Origin of the sequence: Gemmobacter caeni (assembly GCF_003054195.1) — a bacterium.
GTDB lineage: Bacteria > Pseudomonadota > Alphaproteobacteria > Rhodobacterales > Rhodobacteraceae > Gemmobacter > Gemmobacter caeni.
In genome coordinates, this window is sequence record NZ_QBKP01000009.1 from 1 (window position 1) to 19,379 (window position 19,379).

The 19,379-nt window shown below is 63.8% G+C and carries 15 protein-coding genes and 1 tRNA gene; 5 read left to right on the forward strand and 11 right to left on the reverse strand.

The annotated features are described in order from the left end of the window. Positions 1–506: 506 nt before the first annotated feature. Positions 507–1,226, reverse strand: coding sequence for a PIN domain-containing protein (locus C8N34_RS25955; protein WP_145693608.1), 720 nt, complete (start codon positions 1,224–1,226; stop codon positions 507–509). 219 nt (positions 1,227–1,445) lie between these two features. After that, positions 1,446–2,069, reverse strand: a complete 624-nt coding sequence (locus C8N34_RS14355; RefSeq protein WP_108129413.1) for an SOS response-associated peptidase — start codon at positions 2,067–2,069, stop codon at positions 1,446–1,448. A 151-nt stretch (positions 2,070–2,220) separates the two neighbouring features. Between C8N34_RS14355 and C8N34_RS26390 the strand changes: the two genes are divergently transcribed. Beyond that, positions 2,221–2,367 (forward strand): hypothetical protein, encoded by a 147-nt coding sequence (locus C8N34_RS26390; protein WP_170120557.1) that lies wholly within the window; start codon positions 2,221–2,223, stop codon positions 2,365–2,367. A 593-nt stretch (positions 2,368–2,960) separates the two neighbouring features. Then, positions 2,961–3,036: transfer RNA gene (locus tag C8N34_RS14365), tRNA-Val, on the forward strand. Positions 3,037–3,078: 42 nt separating this feature from the next. On the opposite strand, the gene C8N34_RS14370 is transcribed toward C8N34_RS14365, so the two are convergent. The 3 genes from C8N34_RS14370 to C8N34_RS14380 all read right to left on the reverse strand — a co-directional run bounded on the left by C8N34_RS14370 (position 3,079) and on the right by C8N34_RS14380 (position 8,734). Next, complete coding sequence (locus tag C8N34_RS14370; RefSeq protein ID WP_054303753.1) at positions 3,079–3,468, reverse strand: response regulator; 390 nt, start codon at positions 3,466–3,468, stop codon at positions 3,079–3,081. A 21-nt stretch (positions 3,469–3,489) separates the two neighbouring features. Continuing rightward, positions 3,490–5,070 carry an ATP-binding protein gene (locus tag C8N34_RS14375; RefSeq protein WP_108129415.1) on the reverse strand — a complete coding sequence of 527 codons (1,581 nt, stop codon included), beginning with the start codon at positions 5,068–5,070 and terminating at the stop codon, positions 3,490–3,492. Positions 5,071–5,233: 163 nt separating this feature from the next. Continuing rightward, a complete protein-coding gene (locus C8N34_RS14380) occupies positions 5,234–8,734 on the reverse strand; it encodes a CHASE domain-containing protein (protein ID WP_108129416.1) in 3,501 nt (1,166 codons plus the stop codon). Positions 8,735–9,011: 277 nt separating this feature from the next. Between C8N34_RS14380 and C8N34_RS14385 the strand changes: the two genes are divergently transcribed. The 3 genes from C8N34_RS14385 (at position 9,012) to purU (ending at position 11,463) form a co-directional block, all read left to right on the forward strand. Next, positions 9,012–10,016 (forward strand): response regulator, encoded by a 1,005-nt coding sequence (locus tag C8N34_RS14385; RefSeq protein WP_054303750.1) that lies wholly within the window; start codon positions 9,012–9,014, stop codon positions 10,014–10,016. A 19-nt stretch (positions 10,017–10,035) separates the two neighbouring features. Beyond that, positions 10,036–10,371 carry an Hpt domain-containing protein gene (locus tag C8N34_RS14390; protein ID WP_054303749.1) on the forward strand — a complete coding sequence of 112 codons (336 nt, stop codon included), beginning with the start codon at positions 10,036–10,038 and terminating at the stop codon, positions 10,369–10,371. A 207-nt stretch (positions 10,372–10,578) separates the two neighbouring features. Beyond that, complete coding sequence (gene purU, locus C8N34_RS14395) at positions 10,579–11,463, forward strand: formyltetrahydrofolate deformylase (RefSeq protein ID WP_054303748.1); 885 nt, start codon at positions 10,579–10,581, stop codon at positions 11,461–11,463. A 3-nt stretch (positions 11,464–11,466) separates the two neighbouring features. Here purU and C8N34_RS14400 read toward each other — a convergent pair whose 3' ends face one another. The 6 genes from C8N34_RS14400 to C8N34_RS14425 form a co-directional block, all read right to left on the reverse strand. After that, complete coding sequence (locus C8N34_RS14400) at positions 11,467–12,783, reverse strand: sigma-54-dependent transcriptional regulator (RefSeq protein WP_054303747.1); 1,317 nt, start codon at positions 12,781–12,783, stop codon at positions 11,467–11,469. Beyond that, entirely contained in the window at positions 12,780–14,519 is a 1,740-nt protein-coding gene (locus C8N34_RS14405) for a sensor histidine kinase (protein WP_054303746.1), read from the reverse strand. The genes C8N34_RS14400 and C8N34_RS14405 overlap by 4 nt, the downstream gene beginning before the upstream one ends. A gap of 7 nt (positions 14,520–14,526) precedes the next feature. Continuing rightward, positions 14,527–15,726 carry an L-2-hydroxyglutarate oxidase gene (lhgO, locus tag C8N34_RS14410; protein WP_108129417.1) on the reverse strand — a complete coding sequence of 400 codons (1,200 nt, stop codon included), beginning with the start codon at positions 15,724–15,726 and terminating at the stop codon, positions 14,527–14,529. After that, positions 15,723–16,094 (reverse strand): DUF1850 domain-containing protein, encoded by a 372-nt coding sequence (locus C8N34_RS14415; protein WP_054303744.1) that lies wholly within the window; start codon positions 16,092–16,094, stop codon positions 15,723–15,725. The genes lhgO and C8N34_RS14415 overlap by 4 nt, the downstream gene beginning before the upstream one ends. Before the next feature lie 3 nt (positions 16,095–16,097). Then, on the reverse strand, positions 16,098–18,188 hold the full coding sequence (locus C8N34_RS14420; RefSeq protein ID WP_108129418.1) for a TRAP transporter permease: 2,091 nt from the start codon (positions 18,186–18,188) through the stop codon (positions 16,098–16,100). Positions 18,189–18,278: 90 nt separating this feature from the next. Next, entirely contained in the window at positions 18,279–19,244 is a 966-nt protein-coding gene (locus C8N34_RS14425; protein ID WP_407645958.1) for a TAXI family TRAP transporter solute-binding subunit, read from the reverse strand. Between the last annotated feature and the right edge of the window lie 135 nt (positions 19,245–19,379).

Genomic DNA, 19,379 nt, shown 5'->3' on the forward strand with positions numbered 1-19,379 from the left:
GGTCTTGTAGGTCGGGGATGTAGGTCTGCTCATGCACCCCAGCTACCACGCTGGATTCATGAGATGAATCCCACAGGGGTTTGTGCAACAGAGCCTCTTTCCGGCACCAGCAGGTCCTTCGAGTCCAACGACACCTCCAGAAGAAAGCTCTGAGAGAAATCGATCAACTTCTTCAAAAGACCGCGCGTTACGTGCCCCCGGGTCTATACTAAATGGCAGTTCCATCCAGTTAGTCTCAGATCTCAAGTATGAGTGTTTAATTGCGCGAGAAAGATAGTCTAGATCAGCAAAATCTTTGCTTGCTAGGAGTGACCTAAAATTGCCTGCCAGCAGCGAACCGTCCGCTAAGTTATAAATTCGCCCCAAGTCATCACGCCGTAGCGCAATCCTATTGCCTCGTCTTTCGAACTCTGCAGTCCAGGTTTCGCTTTCGTCGTGCCTAAAAATAGACGCAGAGAATGGATCCGCGAAGAGCTGCAGGTCCTTCAATTCTTTTTTGGCAGGGGTCATGCGCATAGCTCCTCGGGGCCAAAGATGAGGTCGGATAGTTGTGATGCGTGCGTATGCCTTTTCTGCACTGTATTCATTAGCGCGATGTCCCCACCAAGCGCATCACCGGCAACAATGCCAGGAAGGATATCGTCATCATTACTGATTACGATGACTTTTGGTTTTTCCTGTGATATGCAAAGCGTAATCGCGTCAGCGACAATTGATGTATCGACTTGTTTTTCAATCGTTCGATCACACTTAAAGCCATCGGGTGCAATGTGTTTTAGGTGATTGCAAAGAGGACACCCACACTCTGATCTTGAGGTGAAGGGAAAATGAACCCTTGTTTTCCTGTCTTTTCTGCGTCCAGCATCATCCGCGAGAAGACTATCGCCCCGATGAAGGCCTATCGAGCTAGGTAGAAAAATCGCCGTTCTAAGAGTAAACCCAGTTCTACGTCTCTTGGCATATCCATCAGAGAGACCATCGAAGTCCTTGAGGACTTGAGTTGCAGCGCCGCCGCGCATCCAACCCGCATACAGTCTAAAGCATATTTCCCATCGTCCGGGTTGCTCACGCTCCAAAATCAGATGTTTCTCTACAAGGCTTTCCACGTTTCGAAGAGCTACTTCGCTTCGGTGACCAGGTGCAGCGATGGCTGCGCGATGAAATTCCGACCTGACTTGTCCCCACCAGTCAACGAGAACAAAACATCTTCTTGTAACTTTGCTCATTGTTTCGCTTTGCGAGTGCAATTCCTCTTCACAATAACTCCATTTTGTTAAGCTTCAAGTGTGGTCGTTAGTTGGCACTGTCGATCTCGTGTCTCCTTGGGTTGCTACTGAGTGTGGACGCAGGCTTCCGTAGGGCTGCTCGGTCGCTTGGCTGCGACGTCCTCGAACGGCCGCTTCGGAGGCCTCTGTCACATGAGGCGACCGGCGGCTTTGGGCCGTTCACTCCACCACCACCAGCTCCTCATCCCCCAACGTCCGCTGCAACCCCCGCGCTTCACCCCACGGTGCCCGCAACCACGCATCCCATTCGCCCGGCTCGATCAGCACCACAGGCATGGCCTTCGGATGGATCGGCGCGACCACCGCATTCGGATCGCAGGTCAGGAAGCCGAACAGGTCGTCGGTTGTCTGGCCGTCCTTCAGCTTCCGAAGGCTGGTCCACTCCGGCACCCAGATCCCGGCGAAAAATGCCGGGCGTTCATCGGTCACCTCAAACCACGCATTTCCCGCGCCGCGCCCGCCTGGCTTCGGTTCCGCAAACCTGTCGAATGGCACCAAACACCGCCATTCCGGCCCCAGCCACCGGCGCCAGTGCGGGCTGCCGGTGTTGCGAATATTGGTCACCCCGCGGTCGATCCCGCTCGGGCTGTGATACTGCGGTGGTGACGGCAGGCCCCAGCGCGCCCGGCGCAGGATGTGAGTTTGTCCCTCGGCCGTGATGATCGGGGCCATGCGGTCGGGGTAGATGTCCCCCGGCTCCACGTTGCCCGCGCGGTTATCAAATTCTCTGAACAGCCGGCGCATCGCGTCAACCGCCGTCGTGGACGTGTAGAGATTGCACATGTCACGCCCTCTCGTTGCGCCAGATCCACTTCACAACTTGCCTTACAGGGCGCCTGACGGTCAACGTCTCTAGCTCGGTCGCGCTGGGGACAGACCAGCGCAGGTCGATGTAATCCGTCTTGCCGCACCTGGAACACGGAAACGGAGCGATATGCGCCTGGTGATCGCCGCCGACTACGGCCACCAGATCGGTCGCCCAAAAATGCGCGGTGCGCCGACAGAGGCCGCAGCGCATGGTCAGCAATTTTCCGTCCCGCGCGGCGTCAGAGATGCGTGGATTGCGGAACGGGTTGGATGACGGGGCGCGGGCGGGCATCGGCGATTCTGTGTTGCGCAGACCAGAACACAATGAGAACATGCGCGCCGTTTCTGTCAACTGAATGCCTGCGCACAACGATGTCATCTGGAGAACGCTATCTGAGCGTGGAATGCCAGTGCGGGCGAAATCGCATGTTCCGGCCAAGCACCACCCCACAGCTGTTCGATGAAAAAGGGGAGGCGCGGCTCGATCTACTGAACCGCTTGCGCTGTTCTGCCTGCGGTCGCGCGGGGCGTCCCAAAATGGTGACGCTGGGCTGGTCATTCATCATGCCTGGCCCAGCCGAGATACAAAGTGCTCCTTAGTTCAGTGAACTGCACGAAACGCGAACAGGTGGCGCAAGTGGTGATTTCGGTTCAACACAAAGCGGTCGTATGTTGCCAGAACCGCAGGTTACGGTGCAGCCGCTTTCTTCACATCGAAGATGTCAGCGGTTCAAATCCGTTATCGCCCACCATCATTCGAAAAAGCACGGCTTTGGCCGTGCTTTTTCATTTTGCAGTTGAGTGGCCGGAAGTCTCGTTCGTGCCCCTTGCACCGGCTGCCACGATCCGTTAGGTCGTGCGCAGGGCGGGCGGTTAGCTCAGTTGGTAGAGCGTCTCGTTTACACCGAGAATGTCGGGGGTTCGAGTCCCTCACCGCCCACCATTCCCCGTACCCGGTGGCAGACGGCAAGGGCAGGGCAGCCGCTCAGGACACGAGCGACTGGTTCCACAGTGCGACGATCTGCGTGGCAAGCTGCATCGGATCGAAGGGCTTCACGATCACATCCAGCGCACCGGCCTCGATGAACTGCCGCACATCGGAATGCTGTGCCTTCGCGGTCATGAAGATCGCCGGGGTGGCGGCAAACTGCGGCATGGCGCGCAGCGCCAGCAGGGTTTCCTCGCCTGTCATGCCTGGCATCATCACATCCAGCAGAAACAGGTCGGGGTTTGCCGCAGCCGCCCCCGCCAGAGCCTCTTGCCCCGAGGAGAACTGGATCACCTCCAGCCCACCGACCATTTCAAGCGCGATCAGGGCGATTTCACGGATATCCGGGTCATCCTCGACATGCATGACTTTGGGCAGTTGCGGCATCTTGTTCCCTTCGGGTCTTCGTCAGGCGACAGAACGCAGCACGGCGCTGCGCGGCAGGTCAATGTAGAATGTGGTGCCGGCGCCGACCTCGCTGGTAAAGGAAATGCGGCCGCCGTGTTTGGTGACAATGGACTTCGCGATGCTCAGCCCCAGCCCGGTGCCGATGCGCGAACGGTCGGTTTCGGTATGGGCCTGGACGAAGCGCGCAAACAGGGTCTGGTGCGCCTCCGGCGGGATACCGGGCCCGCGGTCTGTCACGCTGAGCCGGACGCCTGTGGCGGTTTCGCTGACCGCCAGATCCACCCATTGCGCCCGGGGCGAGAATTTGACCGCATTCGACAGCAGATTGGTCAGAACCTGCAACATGCCGTCGCGGCTGACCTCGGCGATGACCGGCGCGCGCGTGCCGACATAGCGCAGCTTGACGCCGTATTCGAGGCCATATCCCGCATTGGCGGCGACGGCTTCTTCGGCAAGTGCGACCACATCCAGCGGTGCGATGTTGAGCTCCATCATGTCAGCGTCGAGCTTTTCGAGGTCGAGCAGGTTGTTGATAAGCCGCAGCAGGCGGTCAACGTTGCGCAGCGCGACCTCGACCATATTCGCGGCCTTGTCGGGCAGGGCGCCAAGAACCCCGGAGTTGATCAGGTTCAGCGAGCCCTTCACCGAGGTCAGCGGCGAGCGCAGCTCGTGGCTGACGGTGGCGACGAATTCGGCGCGATTGCGTTCGGCGCGCTTGCGTTTGGAGATGTCGCGCACCACGGCGATGAAGCGCGACTTGCCGTCAAGCGTGCGTTCCTGCTGAAGGTTGATCTCAACCGGATGACCACGCCAGTTGGCCTCGTGCAGGATGGAATCGACCTCGCCCGACAGAAGCGGTGCGACACGGGCGCGAAACTTCTCTTCGTCGAAGGGCTGGATCAGATCCACCAGACGCTTGCCGCGCACCTGTTCCGGCGTCAGGTCCATCGAGGCGAGCGAATGCTTGTTGAGATACAGAAGCTCCAGCGTATCGGCTGAGAAGATGTAAACCTCGTCGCGCAGGCGGTCGATCATCGCCCGTTCCTGCAATTCGGCCTGAAGCAGCTTGGATTGCGTGATATCGGTGCGCAAACTGACGCTGCGGCGCAGCTTGCCAGCGCGATCCATGACCGGCACGATGGTCGTGCGGGTCCAGATCAGGCTGCCGTCCTTGCGCCGGATACGCGTTTCGCCGAACCAGGTCCGGCCTTCCTGCATGAAGATGTCGAGGTCAGGCGGCGAATCCTCACGGCTGACCAGAAGCGTATCGCGGAACTGCAAGCCGATCAGTTCTGACGGGGCATAGCCGGTCGCGGCCGCAAGCGTGCTGTTGGCATAGGCAATTCCGCCATCGGCATTGGTAATATTGATCATCACATGCGCATCCACGGCCTTCAGATCGGCCTCCAGATCCTCGATGCGCAGTTTCAGGTTGTCAGATTCGGCATTGCTGGACCGGCACTTGAGGGCGAAGGCCAGCAGGATGGCAAACACGGTCAGCGCGAAAATGGCACGTTCCAAGGGAAAACCGTCCAGATTCTCCCTGAGCGACAACAGGCTCTGTTGCAGAAACTCGTACATATGTAATTCCTCTTTAGATGATCGCGCGTCCTGTCGGCCGGGTAGTCACCGTCTCAGAATTCCTGGTTATTGGAGCGTAAACTTGTCGGAAACTGTGGCGTTTTTGGGATTCTAATCCGATATCTCCAAGGCAGCCGGGCATTTGCCTGCCGGCGCTGGGGCCTCACCCGGCACAAGCCCTTGTTTTTGGCGGCGGGTTTGCGCGCATGATCTCAAGGCAGCGGGCGGCGACATTGCTCAGCGTGGCGCTGGATTTGATGAAGCTTTCCAGCACCCGCGGATCGGAGCGCCGCTGTGCATCGGCAGTAAGCGTGACAACCGGAACGCCCGGCTGCCAGATCGCGACATCCCGCAGAAGATCCCTGCCATCGCCCGTTTCCAGCCCCCAGCCCAGCACGACGAGGTCGAAATTGGTCTCGGACAGCAGCTTGCGGGCGCTGCTTTCGTTCAGGGCATTGGTCAGCCTCGCCTCCGCTCCGAAGGCGGTGGCCAGCAACGCCGAAACCTCGGTATCGGATTCGACATGCAGCACATGCGCAGGCTGCCCGGTTCGGGGGCCGTTACCTTCAGGCGGGGCAGGCGGATGTTCGTCCGGCGTTTCCAGCGGCAAGGTGAACCAGAAGGTCGTGAGCACGCCTGGCTCGGACCGGAAGTCGATCTGGCCGCCCATCTGTTCCACGATACGCTTCGCGATATGCAGGCCCAGACCGGAGCCTTCGGCCTCGCGGTTGGCGGAACTGTCGACCTGCGAGAACGGCTTGAACATCTGTTCGCGGAAACCGGGAGGGATGCCTTTTCCTGCATTGCTGACGCTTACCGTCACATATTTCGGGCCACGTTCCAGCCGCACGTCGACCTGGGCGCCGCGCGGCGAGAATTTGGCCGCGTTGGACAGCAGGTTTGCCATGACCTGATGGAACCTGTTCTCGTCCAGCCGGACGATGGCGCCGGGCGAATCCGCAACCAGCCGGTACGCCACGTCGAAGCGGGTGGCGAAGGGCTGGTTGACCAGAATGGTGTTCCTGATCAGGGCCGATATGTCGCTGGACACCAGTTCGGGGCGCTGCAACATGCCGTCCAGCTTTTCCATGTCCAGAATGTCGTTCACCAGATGGATCAGCCGATCGCAGTTCTTCTGCGCGATCGTCAGCATCCGTTTCGCCGGATCGGGAATCCCGGCTGCCATGGTGTTCAGCAGCAGGGACAGCGAACCGTTGATCGAGGTGAGCGGGGTGCGCAGTTCATGGCTGACGGTCGAGACGAACTGCTTCTTCATCTCATCCAGTTGCCGCTGATCCGTCACATCGGTCTGCACCCCGATCAGACGCCAGGCCCGCCCGGTTTCGTCCCGGTCCTCACCCACCGCGTTGGAGCGCATCCAGCGCCAGCTTCCGTCATCCATGCGGATGCGGTATTCGCTGACCGACCTTTCGGCCCGGCCTTCGATACAGGCCTGATCCGCCTCCTGCACGGTTGGCAGATCATCGGGATGAATGCGTTGCAGCCACAGCGCCTGCGCCTCGGTCGCGGCCTCGTTCCCCAGCCCCAGAAGGTCGAGCCAGGTGCGCGAGACGACGGATTTTCCGCTGTGCAGGTCGATGTCGAACACACCGATGCGCGCCCCGGTCAGGGCAAGATCCAGCCGGTGCTGCGTGGTCCGCAGCTGATCCGAAATGCGGCGCACCTCGGTGATGTTGCGCATCACCACGGTATAGCGACGACGGCCATCGCTGTTGCGCCAGGGGTTCACCTGCACATCCAGCATCAGCGCCTGACCGTCGCGTGATTCCGCAGCCAGTTCGCCGCGATAGGTGGTCGGCAGTTCGGATTTCCGCGGAAGCGAGAAATATTCGTCCAGTTGCCCCCGCAACAGCGTCGAGAAGGGCTTGCCCAGAATCTCGTGCTCGTCCAGTTGCAGAAGCCGCAGCAGAGCATCGTTGACCCGCAACACGTTTCCGGCATCGTCCAGCAGGGCGATCTTGGTCAGGGCGGTTTCGATGATCGAGCGGTTTTCCTCGACCTGCGTCGCCAGTTCGCGGGTCCGGCGGGCGACGGTGGCGCGTACCAGCTCCTCTCGGCGCATCACCGAAATCAGGAACACCGCCAGCAGCGTTGAAAACGACAGGCCGACCAGCAGCACGCTCAGCGACTCGATATTCCAGAGCCGGGCCTCCAGCGCGGGCGTGCTTTCCCAGACCACGGTCCAGGTCTGGCCGTAGATGTTCAGCCGCTCGACATAACGGAACTTCGGTTGTGCGCTTGCCGGCGCGCTGCTTTGATAGAACTTCTGAGCCTCGGCAATATGCGGGCCGTCGTAAAGCGAGATCCGGGTCTGCGGATTGGTATGATCCAGCAGTGTGGCCATCATCCTGTCGACGATGATCGGCGCATAGATCCAGCCGACGAAATGCCCACGGCGCCCCATGACCGTGGGCGGGGTTCCCGGCAGATCGTAAAGCGGGGCAAGCAACAGAAAGCCGGAGCCCTTTTTCTGATCCTGCACCAGCGTGACCGGACGGCTGATGGTGACGCGCCCGGTGTCGCGGGCGGTAATCGCGGCCATGCGGCGGTTTTCCTCGGCGGCGACGTTCAGGCCACGCGCGGCGCTGTTCCATTCGATCGGTTCGACATATTTGATCACGAACATTTCTTCGTCATCGCGCGGCGAGGTGATGTGCATGTCCTCGATGCCGTCGGCCCGCGACTGGGCAAGGAAAGCCTCGCCGCCGCCCGGCGGCACCGGAACGATGAAGCCAAGCCCCGTCAGCCCGTCACGTTCGGCGTAGGCGGCCGCGAAGTCGCGCCAGTCCTGAGCCGTCACCTCGTTCGAGGCCTGAAACAGACCAACGCCGCCGCTCAGCCCGTAGGTGAACATTTCCAGCCGGTGCCGCAGGGCATGGGCGGAATCGCGCGCCAGCATTTCAAACTGCGCCTCGTCACTTTGATTGCCAAGGCGCGAGACCTGATGCCAGGCGATGAACGTGGCCAGTACCGAAAGCGCCAGATAGAAGATCGCCTGTCCGCTGAAGCGTGGCATCGGCGTGCCGCGCCAGTAGAGGACGGGCAGGCGGCTCCACGGCCCAAGCAGGGCCACCGGAATCGCCAGCAGCGCGCCGATCACATTGCCCATCCACCAGATCGACCAGTGCCAGCCCATCGCGGCAGGCACATCGGGGGTGGTGACCTTGATCAGCAGGACTACGGCCGTCGGAAGGATGGTGCTGGTAACCGGAATGACCACAAGCACTGCGAACAGGATCTGTCGTGCGCGATTCAGCCGGAGCGGAAAGCCGAACAGCCAGATCAGCGCCCCGGCTCCTGCAAGGGCCTGGAAGGCCGAGGCCCCGGCCTGAATCAGCATGGAGGGCAGCCGACCGTCACCGCCGACATTGGCATAGCCCATGCCGGCAATCAGCATCTGACCAGCCAGCGCGCCGCAGAACACGGCAGGCCAGCACCGCAGGCCAAGAACCAGCAGGCTGGCGACCGCCACGCCGGTACCGCGCAGCACCACGACATCCGGCTCTCCCGACGGGGCAAGCAGGACACCCGTCAGGCAGAAGGCCGCGACGAGCAGCGTCAGCGGGACGAGGCTGGTAATCGGTGCAAGGCCAAATATATTACCCTGTAGGGAAGGCGAGGCGTTCTGGTCGTTTCGGGTCATGCCGAACTTCTTGTCTTAGGCGTGCAGAGCATACACGCCCTGATTGCGGTCTGAAAGCTCCGGTTTCAAGATTTGCCGCTTCATGTCTCTGGGGAGGCATAAATCTGGCATTTCTGCGGTATTCCGGGCGGGCGGGAAAATCCCGGAAATTTGTACCACTCTGCCATATTGTGGCCGCAAATACACACAATTTTCAGGAGAGTAAGTTGAGACATCTGTCCAGCCATGTGTGCTGGCGGGCAGATGCGAAAGCATCCCTCTGGCTGGGCACAATCCGATGAGACTACTTGCTGTCGACGATGACGCGCTGATCCTCGAACTTCTCAAGACCACGCTTCAGGCGAATGGTTACGGGAATATCGTGACTGCTGGCGATGCAAAGGAAGCGGCCGAGATCATCACCAAATCCACCGAGCCGTTCGATGGGTTTCTGCTGGATATCATGATGCCGGGCGTGACCGGGATCGAGCTGGCCCGCTGGATTCGCAAGATCCCGCAATATCAGACCGCGCCGATCCTGATGATCACCTCGATGAGCGAAAAAACCTTCATCGACGCCGCGTTCAAGGCCGGGGCGTCGGATTACGTCACCAAGCCCTTCGATCCGGTCGAAGTGGTGACGCGCGTGCGTCTGGCCGAGCGCCAGTATCAAAGCACGCGGCAGGTGCGCGAAAGCAGCCTTCAGATCAAGGCGCTGAACGCGCAGCTTGAGGAACGGTATCGTGCCGCTCTGTCCGAGCCCGTGGTGCTGGAAGATGTGGACGGGCTGATCGACTACATGGCGTTGCAGAATTACCTTCTGCAGTTGTCGCGCGGCGATTTCTTCGCAACCAGCGTGCTGGCCATGCGGATCGTCGATGTCGGCGACATCTATACCCGCTGCTCGCCCATGCTGTTCCGCGATATCCTTGCCGATGTCGCGGAATGTGCGCTGTCGGCGCTGGCACAGACCGAATGCATCATGGCCTACGCGGGCAACGGCGCCTTCGCCGGTGTCATCGCCTTTGCGGAACAGCACGATTTCGACGACATTGAAATGATGATCAATGTGCTGATCGACCAGCTGGACCTGATCGACGACAAGCAGCAGCCCATCGAGGTGCGCGTGGCGGTCGGCAAGCCGATTTCCGTGGGCATCACGAAATCGGGCCGCGATGCCGTGGCCAAGATGCAGCGCGCGGTCGAGGATCTGACCTGGAACCAGCCGAAGCCGGGCGTGCGCCATGCCCGTCCGTCGACGGCCCGCAGCCTGTTCTCGCGCGTTTTCTCGATGGCATTCTGACGGTCGCAAGAGGAGCGCCATGCAACAGGCCGAAATCATCGCCCGCAAGATCGCCGAAATCCGCCCGCGGTTTCTGGCCGATCTTTCGGCGCGGCTGGATCGGTTTGACGCGCTGCGCGACGAGATCGACAGTGCGGCCGATGCGCGCCCGCTGCTGGACGAACTGATGCAAGGCGCGCACCGTATCGCCGGGCTTGCGGCGACCATGGGGTTCGGGGATCTGGGGCAGCTCTCGCGCCAGACCGAGCTGGCGATTCAGAGCCACCGCAGCACCAGCGCCCTTCGTCCCCCTGCGGCGCTTCTGGATGAAATCGACGATCTTTTGGGCGAAATGGCCCTGATCGTGCAGGGCTGAATCGCGGGGCTTCCGCCCCGGCAGGTTTCCCGACCGGAGCACATGGCGATTGCAGGCGAGAGGGTGTCGTTTGGACATCTTGTCGCAGGAGGGGATCGTGATATCCCTGAAGACGGATCTCGGGCGGGCAGGGGTGCGCCGTCCCGGCCTCCGTCGGCGCCGGATGTCCCCGGTTCCGTCCCTCCTCCTCCTGAAAGGACATCCGGCATGACCACCTATGTGCTGACCGTGCAGTGCGAATCCCGTCGCGGGATCGTTGCGGCGGTTTCCACTTTTCTTGCGAACAGCGGCTGCAACATTACCGATTCCGCGCAATTCGACGATGCGCTGACCGGCAAGTTCTTTGCCCGCATCAGCTTCCGTCCCGAAACCGGCGCCGCGCTGGCTGCGCTGCGCGAGGGCTTTGCCGCCGTGGCAGAACCCTTCGCGATGGACTGGGCAATCCACGATCAGGCCGAGCGCATGAAGGTGCTGCTCATGGTGTCGAACTTCGGGCACTGCCTGAACGACCTGCTGTATCGCTGGCGCATCGGCGCGCTGCCCATCGACATCGTGGGCGTGGTGTCGAACCACATGACCTATCAGAAGGTCGTGGTGAACCATGACCTGCCGTTCCATTGCATCAAGGTCACGAAGGACAACAAGCCGCAGGCCGAGGCGCAGCTGATGGCGGTGGTCGAGGATACCGGGGCCGAGCTTGTGGTGCTGGCGCGCTACATGCAGGTGCTGTCGGATGCGCTGTGCAAGAAGATGTCGGGCAAGATCATCAACATCCACCACTCCTTCCTGCCGTCCTTCAAGGGCGCCAATCCCTACAAGCAGGCTTACGAACGCGGCGTGAAGCTGATCGGTGCGACGGCGCATTATGTCACCGCCGATCTGGACGAAGGCCCGATCATCGAACAGGACATCGTGCGCATCACCCATGCGCAAAGCGCCGAGGATTACGTCAGCCTTGGCCGCGATGTCGAGGCGCAGGTGCTGGCGCGGGCGATCCATGCCCATATCCACCACCGTTCCTTCATGAATGGCAACAAGACCGTGGTCTTCCCGGCCTCGCCGGGGTCTTACGCCTCGGAACGGATGGGCTGAGGCTCAGCCGCCCAGACCGTAGCGCCGCATCTTGTCGTTCAGGGTGCGGCGCGGCAGGCCCAGATGATCGGCCACCCGCAGGGTATTGCCGCGAAAACGGTCCAGCGCGGCGGCAATTTCGCGCGCCTCGAAGGCCGCCACCCGGTCGGCCAGCGTGGTATCGGGCAGGGCGGGCGTGTCGTCGGCGCGCAGATCCAGCAGGCCCAGCGCAAAGGCCTCCGCCGCCGCTTTCAGTTCGCGCATGTTGCCGGGCCAGCCGCGCCTGAGCAACTCGCGCCGGAAGGCCCAGCCCGGCTCCGGGTCGGGGCGGCCATAGCGGCGCGCGGCAAGCTGGGCGTAATGGCTGAAGATCAGCGCGATATCCTCGCCCGTTTCGCGCAAGGGTGGCGTGGCGATTTCGGCGCCTGCAAGGCGGTAAAACAGATCGGGGCGGAAACTGCCCGCCTGTGCCGCCGCCCGCAGATCGGTTTTCGATATGGCGATCACCCGCAGGTCCAGCGCCCGTGCGGTTAACTCGCCCAGCCGCTCGACGCTGCGTTCCTGAAGCGCGCGCAGAAGCTTTGCCTGTGCGGGGGGCGCCAGCGCCTCCACTTCGTCAAGGATCAGCGTGCCACCCTGCGCTGCCTCCAGCTTGCCGGGGCGGGCGGGGCCGGCGCCGGGAAAGGCGCCCTCGGCATGACCGAACATCAGGGTTTCCACCATGCTGTCAGGCAGGGCGGCGCAGTTCACCGCGACATAGGGGCCGCGCGCGCGCGGGCTGCCGTCATGCAGGGCGCGGGCCACCAGTTCCTTGCCGGTGCCGGTCTCACCAGTGATCACCACGTCAATATCCAGCGGCGCCAGCGCCGCGATGCGATCACGCAAGGCGCGGATGGGGCGGCTTTCACCAAGGATTTCCGGCCCGTCCCCGGCCAGCGCACCTTGCAGCCGCGCCACCTCGGCCCGTGTGGCCCGCGCCGCCAGCGCCCGCGCGATGACCATGACGAGATGCGCCGCATCATAGGGCTTTTCCAGAAAATCCTCGGCCCCGGCCCGGATCGCCTCTACCGCATGCACCACGTCGCCGTGGCCGGTCAGCATGATGACCGGCAGATCCCGTTCCGGCAGGGCCTTCACCGCGCGCAGGAACGCCATGCCATCCATGCCCGGCATCCGCAGATCGGTGAGGATCAGCGCGGGCGTCGCGGTGTCCAGCGCAGCCAGTGCGGCTGTCGCGCTTGAAAATCCCTGCGGCGCATGGCCCGCCGCATCCAGCAGATCGCAAAGCGCGGCAAGGTGATCGGTGTCATCCTCGACGATGAACAGGGGCGCGGGGGTCATGCGGCGGCCTCGGCAGTTGCGGCGGGCAGGGTGACGGTGACCTCGGTGCCGCGACCGGGTTCCGAGATCAGCGTCAGCGCGCCGCCGAACTCGCCAACGATGGCGCGACAGATCGACAGGCCAAGGCCCAGCCCCGCGCCGCCGGGCTTGGTGGAAAAGAACGGCTCGGCCACGCGGGGCAGATCCTCTGGCGCGATGCCGGGGCCGGTGTCGGTGACGCGGATGCGGACGGTTTCGCCGGTGCTGTCCAGCGTCACGGTGATCGCGGCGGCCGTGCAGCCTTCCACCGCGTCCAGTGCGTTCAAAAGCAGGTTCACCACCACCTGTTCCATCCGCACCACGCCCGCCATCACCAGTTGCGGCACATCCGGTGCCACGAAAACCGGGTTGACCCCGACGGCACGGGCGCGCGGCGTGACCAGTTCGATGGCCGAGGCGATGACCGGGCCAAGATCGGTCAGCCGCCGCTCACCCGGCTCTTTCCGGCCAAAGCTTTTCAGATGCTTGATGGTGCGCTGCATGCGGCGGATCAGACCCTTGGCGGTGGCGAGGCGCGGGGCGGTGCGGCTTTCACCGGCGGGCAGCGTGATTTCCGCCGCCGTCAGCGTCGCCTCCATCGCGGCAAGCGGCTGGCTGATCTCATGCACGATGGCGGTAGACATGCGGCCAAGGGCAGCCATCTTCTCGGCATGGATCAGGCCTTCCTGCGCCGCGCGCAGGTCGTTCTCGGCCTGCCGACGTGCCTCGACCTCGCGCGCCAGATCGGCGGTGCGTTCCGTCACCATCGCCTCCAGCCGTTCCGATTGCGACAGCCGCAGCGCGAGGATCTGCCGCCGCTGCTGCCAGACCATCGCGGCCCCTGCCAGCGCAAGCGTTGCCAGGGCCGCCACCGCCGCCCAGACGGCAGCCATGGCGGTGATGGTGGCGGAAGGGGTGGCGGCGATCAGGCGCCAGCCTTCAGCGGGCAGCGGCGTGTCGCGCCCGATCCAGCCCGCGCCGCCCAGAAAGCCGTCCGGCGCATCGGCGCGCAACAGGGGCGTCGTCCCGGCGGGATCGGTGCCGACCCAGGTGCGTTCGCGTGCGACCCTGTCCAGAACAGGCTGCGGCAGCGGCGAAAGCGGGCGGTAGAGCCAGTCTGCGCGGCCCGAGAGAAACACCATGCCATCGGCATCCGCCAGCGCGGTTTCCAGCCCGGCAGCCTGCCATGTCGCCTGCAGGGGTCGCAGGTCGATCTTGACCACCAGTACGCCCCGGCGCGGGCTGTCGATCCGGCGCGACAGGAAATAGCCAGGAATGCCGGTGGTCACGCCGATGGCATAGAACTGGCCCTGACCCCTTGCCATGGCATCGCGGAAATAGGGACGGAAGTTATAGTCCTGTCCGACAAAGCTTTCCGGCCGGTTCCAGTTCGACGCGGCGATGGTGCGGCCATTGGCGGCGATGAGGTAGATATCGGCCCCGGTATGAGCGGCAATGCGTTCCAGATACAGGTTCGCGTCGCCAATCCCGGCGGGATCGGCCAGCGCGGCACGGATGCGCGCATCCTCGCCCGCCACATCGGGCAGGGCGCGGAAGCGGCCAATCTCGGCCTCCACCGCGCGTGCGGTCAGCAAGAGCGACTGGTCCAGCCCCTCGGCCGCCGCCCGGTAGCCCAGCCGTTCCGCCGCCGCGAAAGCCAGTGCGGCGGCGAGGATCGCGGCAAGGACGGGCAGCAGGATCGGGCGGGGTGCGGACATGGGTGGCTCAGCCCTCCGCCAGCAATTGATCGGTGATATGGGCGCCAATGGGCAGGGCCGAGGTGGCGGCGGGCGAGGGGGCATTGCAGACATGCAGCGAATGTCGTCCGCGCAGGAACAGGAAATCGTCGATCAGCCTGCCGTCGCGCGCCACCGCCTGCGCCCGCACCCCGGCGCGGTAGGGCGTGAGGTCGGCGCCGGTGATGCGCGGGCAGTAGCGTTGCACCTTCTTCAGATAGAGGCCGCGCAGCACCGAGGCCGAAAGCTCGGACAGTGCCGGGCCGAGGTTGCGGCCCAGCATGCGCCAGAACCCCGGCCAGCCGAAGGTCGCCACCAGATCGGCGGGCGAGATGTCGGTCTTGGCATAGCCTTCGCGTTTCATGGCCAGCACGGCATTCGGCCCCACGGTGAACCCGCCATCCATCTTGCGCGTCAGATGCACGCCAAGGAAGGGGCGTTCGGGGTCCGGCACCGGATAGATCAGCCGGCGCACCAGATCGGCGGGCTGGTTCCGGATGCGAAAATATTCACCCCGGAACGGGATGATGCGGAAGCCGGGGTCCAGCCCCATCGCCGCCGCCATCCTGTCGGCATGCAGCCCCGCGCAGATCACCGCGCGCCCGGCATGAACCTCGCCCGAAGGCGTGGTCAGCCGGATACCGGCAGCATCTTCGGAGGCTGCGGTGACGCGGGTGTTCAGCCGGATCGCGCCGCCGCGTGCGGTGAACAGATCAGCCATCCGCCGCGCCACTGCGCCGAAATCCACGATGCCGGTATCGGGGGACCACAGCGCCCCGGCGACACGGATATTCGGCTCCCATTCCTGCGCCTCGGTCGCGGCGATTTCGGAAATGGCGATGCCATTGGCCTGCGCGCGCGCCAGCAGGGCGCGCATGCGGGGCAGTTCGTCCTCGTCCGTCGCCACGATCAGCTTGCCGGTCGTTTCATGGGGCAAGCCATGTTCGTCACAGAAGGCGCGGGTGGCCTCGGCACCTTCCCGGCAGAAGCGGGCCTTCAGGCTGCCGGGGGCATAGTAAACCCCGGCATGGATCACGCCGGAATTGCGCCCCGTTTGATGCAGCGCGGGGGCGGCTTCCTTTTCCAGAACCACGATCCGCGCGCCGGGCAGGCGGGATTGCAGGGTCAGCGCGGTGGCCAGCCCAACGATGCCGCCGCCCAGAATGGCAATATCGGCTGTTTCGGTCATTCGGTCGCTCCGCAGGGGGCAAGGCGCAGGGCGCGGCCCGGTGCTGCCCCGATCTCATGGCATGTTCCGGCGCTGTCACACAACCGCCAGCCCGCGCCGGTCGCGCCCGAGGCGGCGAGGTGCAGCTCCGCCTGTTCCGGCAGGTCGGGCACCCAGACCCACCAGCCGTTGCGCAGGACGGCGCCGTCGCCCGGCTCCATCCCCGCGCCGGAGCCTTTGACGGCGGCCTCGGCCAGCCGCAGCCCGGTTCCGGTGATGGCCCAGCTTTCGCGCCAGGTGATCTTTTCAACTGAATGCGTCCAGCTCAGTGTGAAGCCGGGCGAGGCGAGGGCGAGTGTCATCGCCCCCGCGATCAGGCAGGTTGCCATGGCTCAGGCCGGGCGGGCGCCGCGCGCGCGCCACATCAGCGCGGCGAAAGCGGCGCAAAGCACGAAGCCTGCGAGGTCCGAGGCCGGAAGCGCCGCGATCAGCGCCGCTGCCGCCACCATGGCCAGCACGCGTTCCCACACCGCGAGCCTGTGGCCCAGCCAGCCGATGACCGCAGCCCCCCAAAGCCCGATCGCCAGCACCGCTTTCAGCACGATATAGGCGACGGCGGGAATATAGCCGATTTCCGAGGCCAGCGGCCCGCCATCCTGCAACATCAGCGCGGGGGTATAGACCGCCATGAAGGGGATCACGAAACCCGCCGCCGCAATCTTCACCGCGTTGAGGCTGATGGTCAGCCCGCGCTCCTTGGCGATGGGGGCGGCGGCAAAGCAGGCCAGCGCCACCGGCGGCGTCAGATCCGCCAGAATGCCGAAGTAGAACACGAACATGTGGCTGACGATCAGCGGCACGCCAAGTTCCAGCAGGGCAGGCCCCGCGATGGAGGAGGTGATGATGTAGTTCGGGATGGTCGGGATGCCCATGCCCAGCACGATACAGGTGATCATGGTCAGGATCAGGCTGAGGAACAGGCTCTTTTCCCCGACACCCACGATGAACTGGCCGAAGGTATTGGCGGCGCCCGTCAGGGTCATGGTGCCGATGATGATGCCCACCAGCGCGCAGGCGATGCCTACCGGCAGCGCGGTGCGGGCACCATCGGCCAGCGCGTCGCGCACATCGGCCAGCGTCTTGCGGCCTCCCGCGACGAAGATATTCGCGACCACCAGCGCGGCCACTGCCAGCGCGACGATATGGATGCCGAATTTCAGGAAGGCGGCGGCGATGAGGCCCAGCCCGATCCAGAAGATATAGCGGATCGTACCCGCAGGCAGACCCAGCGCCACCGAGGCGCCGAGGATCAGCATGACGGTCAGCCCCAGCCCCACCGTGCCGGCAAACAGCGGCGTGTAGCCGGAAAACAGCAGCCAGACCAGCACCGCCAGCGGCAGGATCAGGTGCCAGCCCTCGCGCAGCGCCTTGCGCGGCGAGGGCAGTTCCGCCGCCGTCAGGCCGCGCAGGTTCATCCGCCCCGCCTCCAGATGCACCATCCAGAAGGCGGCGGCGAAGTAGAGGATCGCCGGGATCAGCGCGGCCTTCACCACCTCGACATATTCGACGCCCAGCGTTTCCGCCATGATGAAGGCGACGGCGCCCATGACCGGCGGCATGATCTGCCCGCCCATGGAGGCCGTGGCCTCCACCCCGCCAGCGAAGGCGGGGCGATAGCCGAAGCGCTTCATCAGCGGGATGGTGAATTGCCCGGTGGTCACCACATTGGCGACGCCCGAGCCGGAAATCGTGCCCATCAGACCCGAGGACAACACGGCGACCTTGGCCGCACCGCCCATCCGGTGCCCGACAAGACCCAGCGAGACATCGGTGAACAGCTTGATCATCCCGGCCTTTTCCAGAAAGGCACCAAACAGGATGAACAGGAAGATGTAGCTGGAGCTTACATAGGTCGGCACGCCATAGATGCCTTCGGTGCCAAAGCCCATATGGTCGATCACCTGCGCGTAATCATAGCCGCGATGATCCAGCGGCGCGGGCAGATGCTGGCCGAACAGGCAATAGGCGAGGAACATCCCCGCGATCAGGGGCAATGCAGGCCCCATCATGGCCCAGGCGGCGGCGAAGGTCAGCGCGATGGCCAGCGTCCCGAAGGCGATGTCGCGCGGCAGCGGATCACCCGCCCGCATCAGAAGCGGCACATATTCCCACCATTGGTAGAACGCGACCGCGACCCCGGCCGCCGCAAGACCCCAGGCCAGCAGGCGGATCGAGGGTGCGGCCCCTTTGGCCAGCGCCAGCAGCGGAAAGCCAAGCAGCATCAGGAAGCCCACATGCACGGCGCGCACGACCTGGCTTGGCATGTCGATCAGATGCGCGGCAGTGGCGATCTGGAAAGCGGAAAAGACAACGGCGATCCAGAACAGCAGCCTGCCCTGCACGGAGGGGGGAAAGCCTTCGGCCAGCGGATCGTGAAATGTGGCGTTCGCAGCCTCGGCCGCGGCGGGAGAGGGGGTGGTCATGGCGTCATGCCCTCGGGGGAAATGGGGTCAGGGGTGCGCAACCGGCGCGCACCGCAAGGCGCGCGCCGTGATCGCAGCGGGCAGGCCGGATTACTTGATCAGGCCGACTTCGCGGTAATACCGTTCGGCCCCCGGATGCAGCGGCAGCGGCATGCCCTGCGTGGCCGTTTCCAGCGAGATGGCCTCGGCTGCCTTGTGCGCCGCCACAAGCTGCGGCAGGTGCTCGAACATCAGCTTGGTCATCTGGTAGACGGTTTCTTCCGGCACATCCTCATGCGTGAGGAAGAAGTTGACCACGGCGGCGGTCGGCACATCCTCGGTCTGGCCCTCATAGGTGCCCGCCGGGATGGTGGCCGGGATATAGGGCGCGCCGATCTTTTCCACCACATCGGCGGGAACGGCCACGATGGTCGTCGGCACCGAGGTCGCCAGATCCTTCAGCGAGGCAACCCCCAGACCGGCCGATTGCAGCGTCGCATCCAGCTGGCGGTTCTTCAGCAGTTCGACCGATTCCGCGAAGGGCAGATATTCGGTCTTGGCCAGATCGTCATAGCTCATCCCCGCGGCGGCAAGGATGGCGCGGGCATTCAGTTCGGTCCCCGATTTCGCGGCACCGACCGACAGGCTCTTGCCCTTCAGATCGGCCAGCGTCTTGACGCCCGCCTCGGACGAGGCCGCGATCTGAATATAGTTCGGATAGGCAGCGGCAATGCCGCGCAGCTTGGACAGCGGCGCCTTGAAGCCCGCTTCCTCGTTGCCCTCCCAGGCCATCTTGACCGAGTCGCCAAGCGCGATGGCAAATTCGCCCTTGCCCTGTTGCAGCAGGTTCAGGTTCTCGACGCTGGCCTTGGTGCTTTGCACCTGGGTGCGGGCGCCCTCGATCCCGTCGCCATAGATTTTCGACAGCGCGACCCCGATCGGGTAGTAGACGCCAGAGGTGCCTCCGGTCAGGATGTTGATGAACTGGTCGGCCTGCACGGCGGCCGGGCTCAGCGCCACGGCACCGGCCAGCATGGCCATGCGGAAACGGCGCAATCCGCCCATGGATTTCGTCATGTGGTATCCTCCCATTGCGGGCCGCATCGGCTGCGGCCTCCGGTTCGGCCCCGTCTCCTCACGGGGTCAACGGGCGAAGGGTTCCACAAAGCGGGCTGGCCTGACAACCGGTCACGGCCGCGTGACAGGCACTTT

Coding starts and splice junctions, on each gene's coding strand:
- C8N34_RS25955 (WP_145693608.1), bottom strand. CDS start 1,226: ATGAGCAAAGTTACAAGAAGATGTTTTGTTCTCGTTGACTGGTGGGGA.
- C8N34_RS14355 (WP_108129413.1), bottom strand. CDS start 2,069: ATGTGCAATCTCTACACGTCCACGACGGCGGTTGACGCGATGCGCCGG.
- C8N34_RS26390 (WP_170120557.1), top strand. CDS start 2,221: ATGCGCCTGGTGATCGCCGCCGACTACGGCCACCAGATCGGTCGCCCA.
- C8N34_RS14370 (WP_054303753.1), bottom strand. CDS start 3,468: ATGCCGCAACTGCCCAAAGTCATGCATGTCGAGGATGACCCGGATATC.
- C8N34_RS14375 (WP_108129415.1), bottom strand. CDS start 5,070: ATGTACGAGTTTCTGCAACAGAGCCTGTTGTCGCTCAGGGAGAATCTG.
- C8N34_RS14380 (WP_108129416.1), bottom strand. CDS start 8,734: ATGACCCGAAACGACCAGAACGCCTCGCCTTCCCTACAGGGTAATATA.
- C8N34_RS14385 (WP_054303750.1), top strand. CDS start 9,012: ATGAGACTACTTGCTGTCGACGATGACGCGCTGATCCTCGAACTTCTC.
- C8N34_RS14390 (WP_054303749.1), top strand. CDS start 10,036: ATGCAACAGGCCGAAATCATCGCCCGCAAGATCGCCGAAATCCGCCCG.
- purU (WP_054303748.1), top strand. CDS start 10,579: ATGACCACCTATGTGCTGACCGTGCAGTGCGAATCCCGTCGCGGGATC.
- C8N34_RS14400 (WP_054303747.1), bottom strand. CDS start 12,783: ATGACCCCCGCGCCCCTGTTCATCGTCGAGGATGACACCGATCACCTT.
- C8N34_RS14405 (WP_054303746.1), bottom strand. CDS start 14,519: ATGTCCGCACCCCGCCCGATCCTGCTGCCCGTCCTTGCCGCGATCCTC.
- lhgO (WP_108129417.1), bottom strand. CDS start 15,726: ATGACCGAAACAGCCGATATTGCCATTCTGGGCGGCGGCATCGTTGGG.
- C8N34_RS14415 (WP_054303744.1), bottom strand. CDS start 16,094: ATGGCAACCTGCCTGATCGCGGGGGCGATGACACTCGCCCTCGCCTCG.
- C8N34_RS14420 (WP_108129418.1), bottom strand. CDS start 18,188: ATGACCACCCCCTCTCCCGCCGCGGCCGAGGCTGCGAACGCCACATTT.
- C8N34_RS14425 (WP_407645958.1), bottom strand. CDS start 19,244: ATGACGAAATCCATGGGCGGATTGCGCCGTTTCCGCATGGCCATGCTG.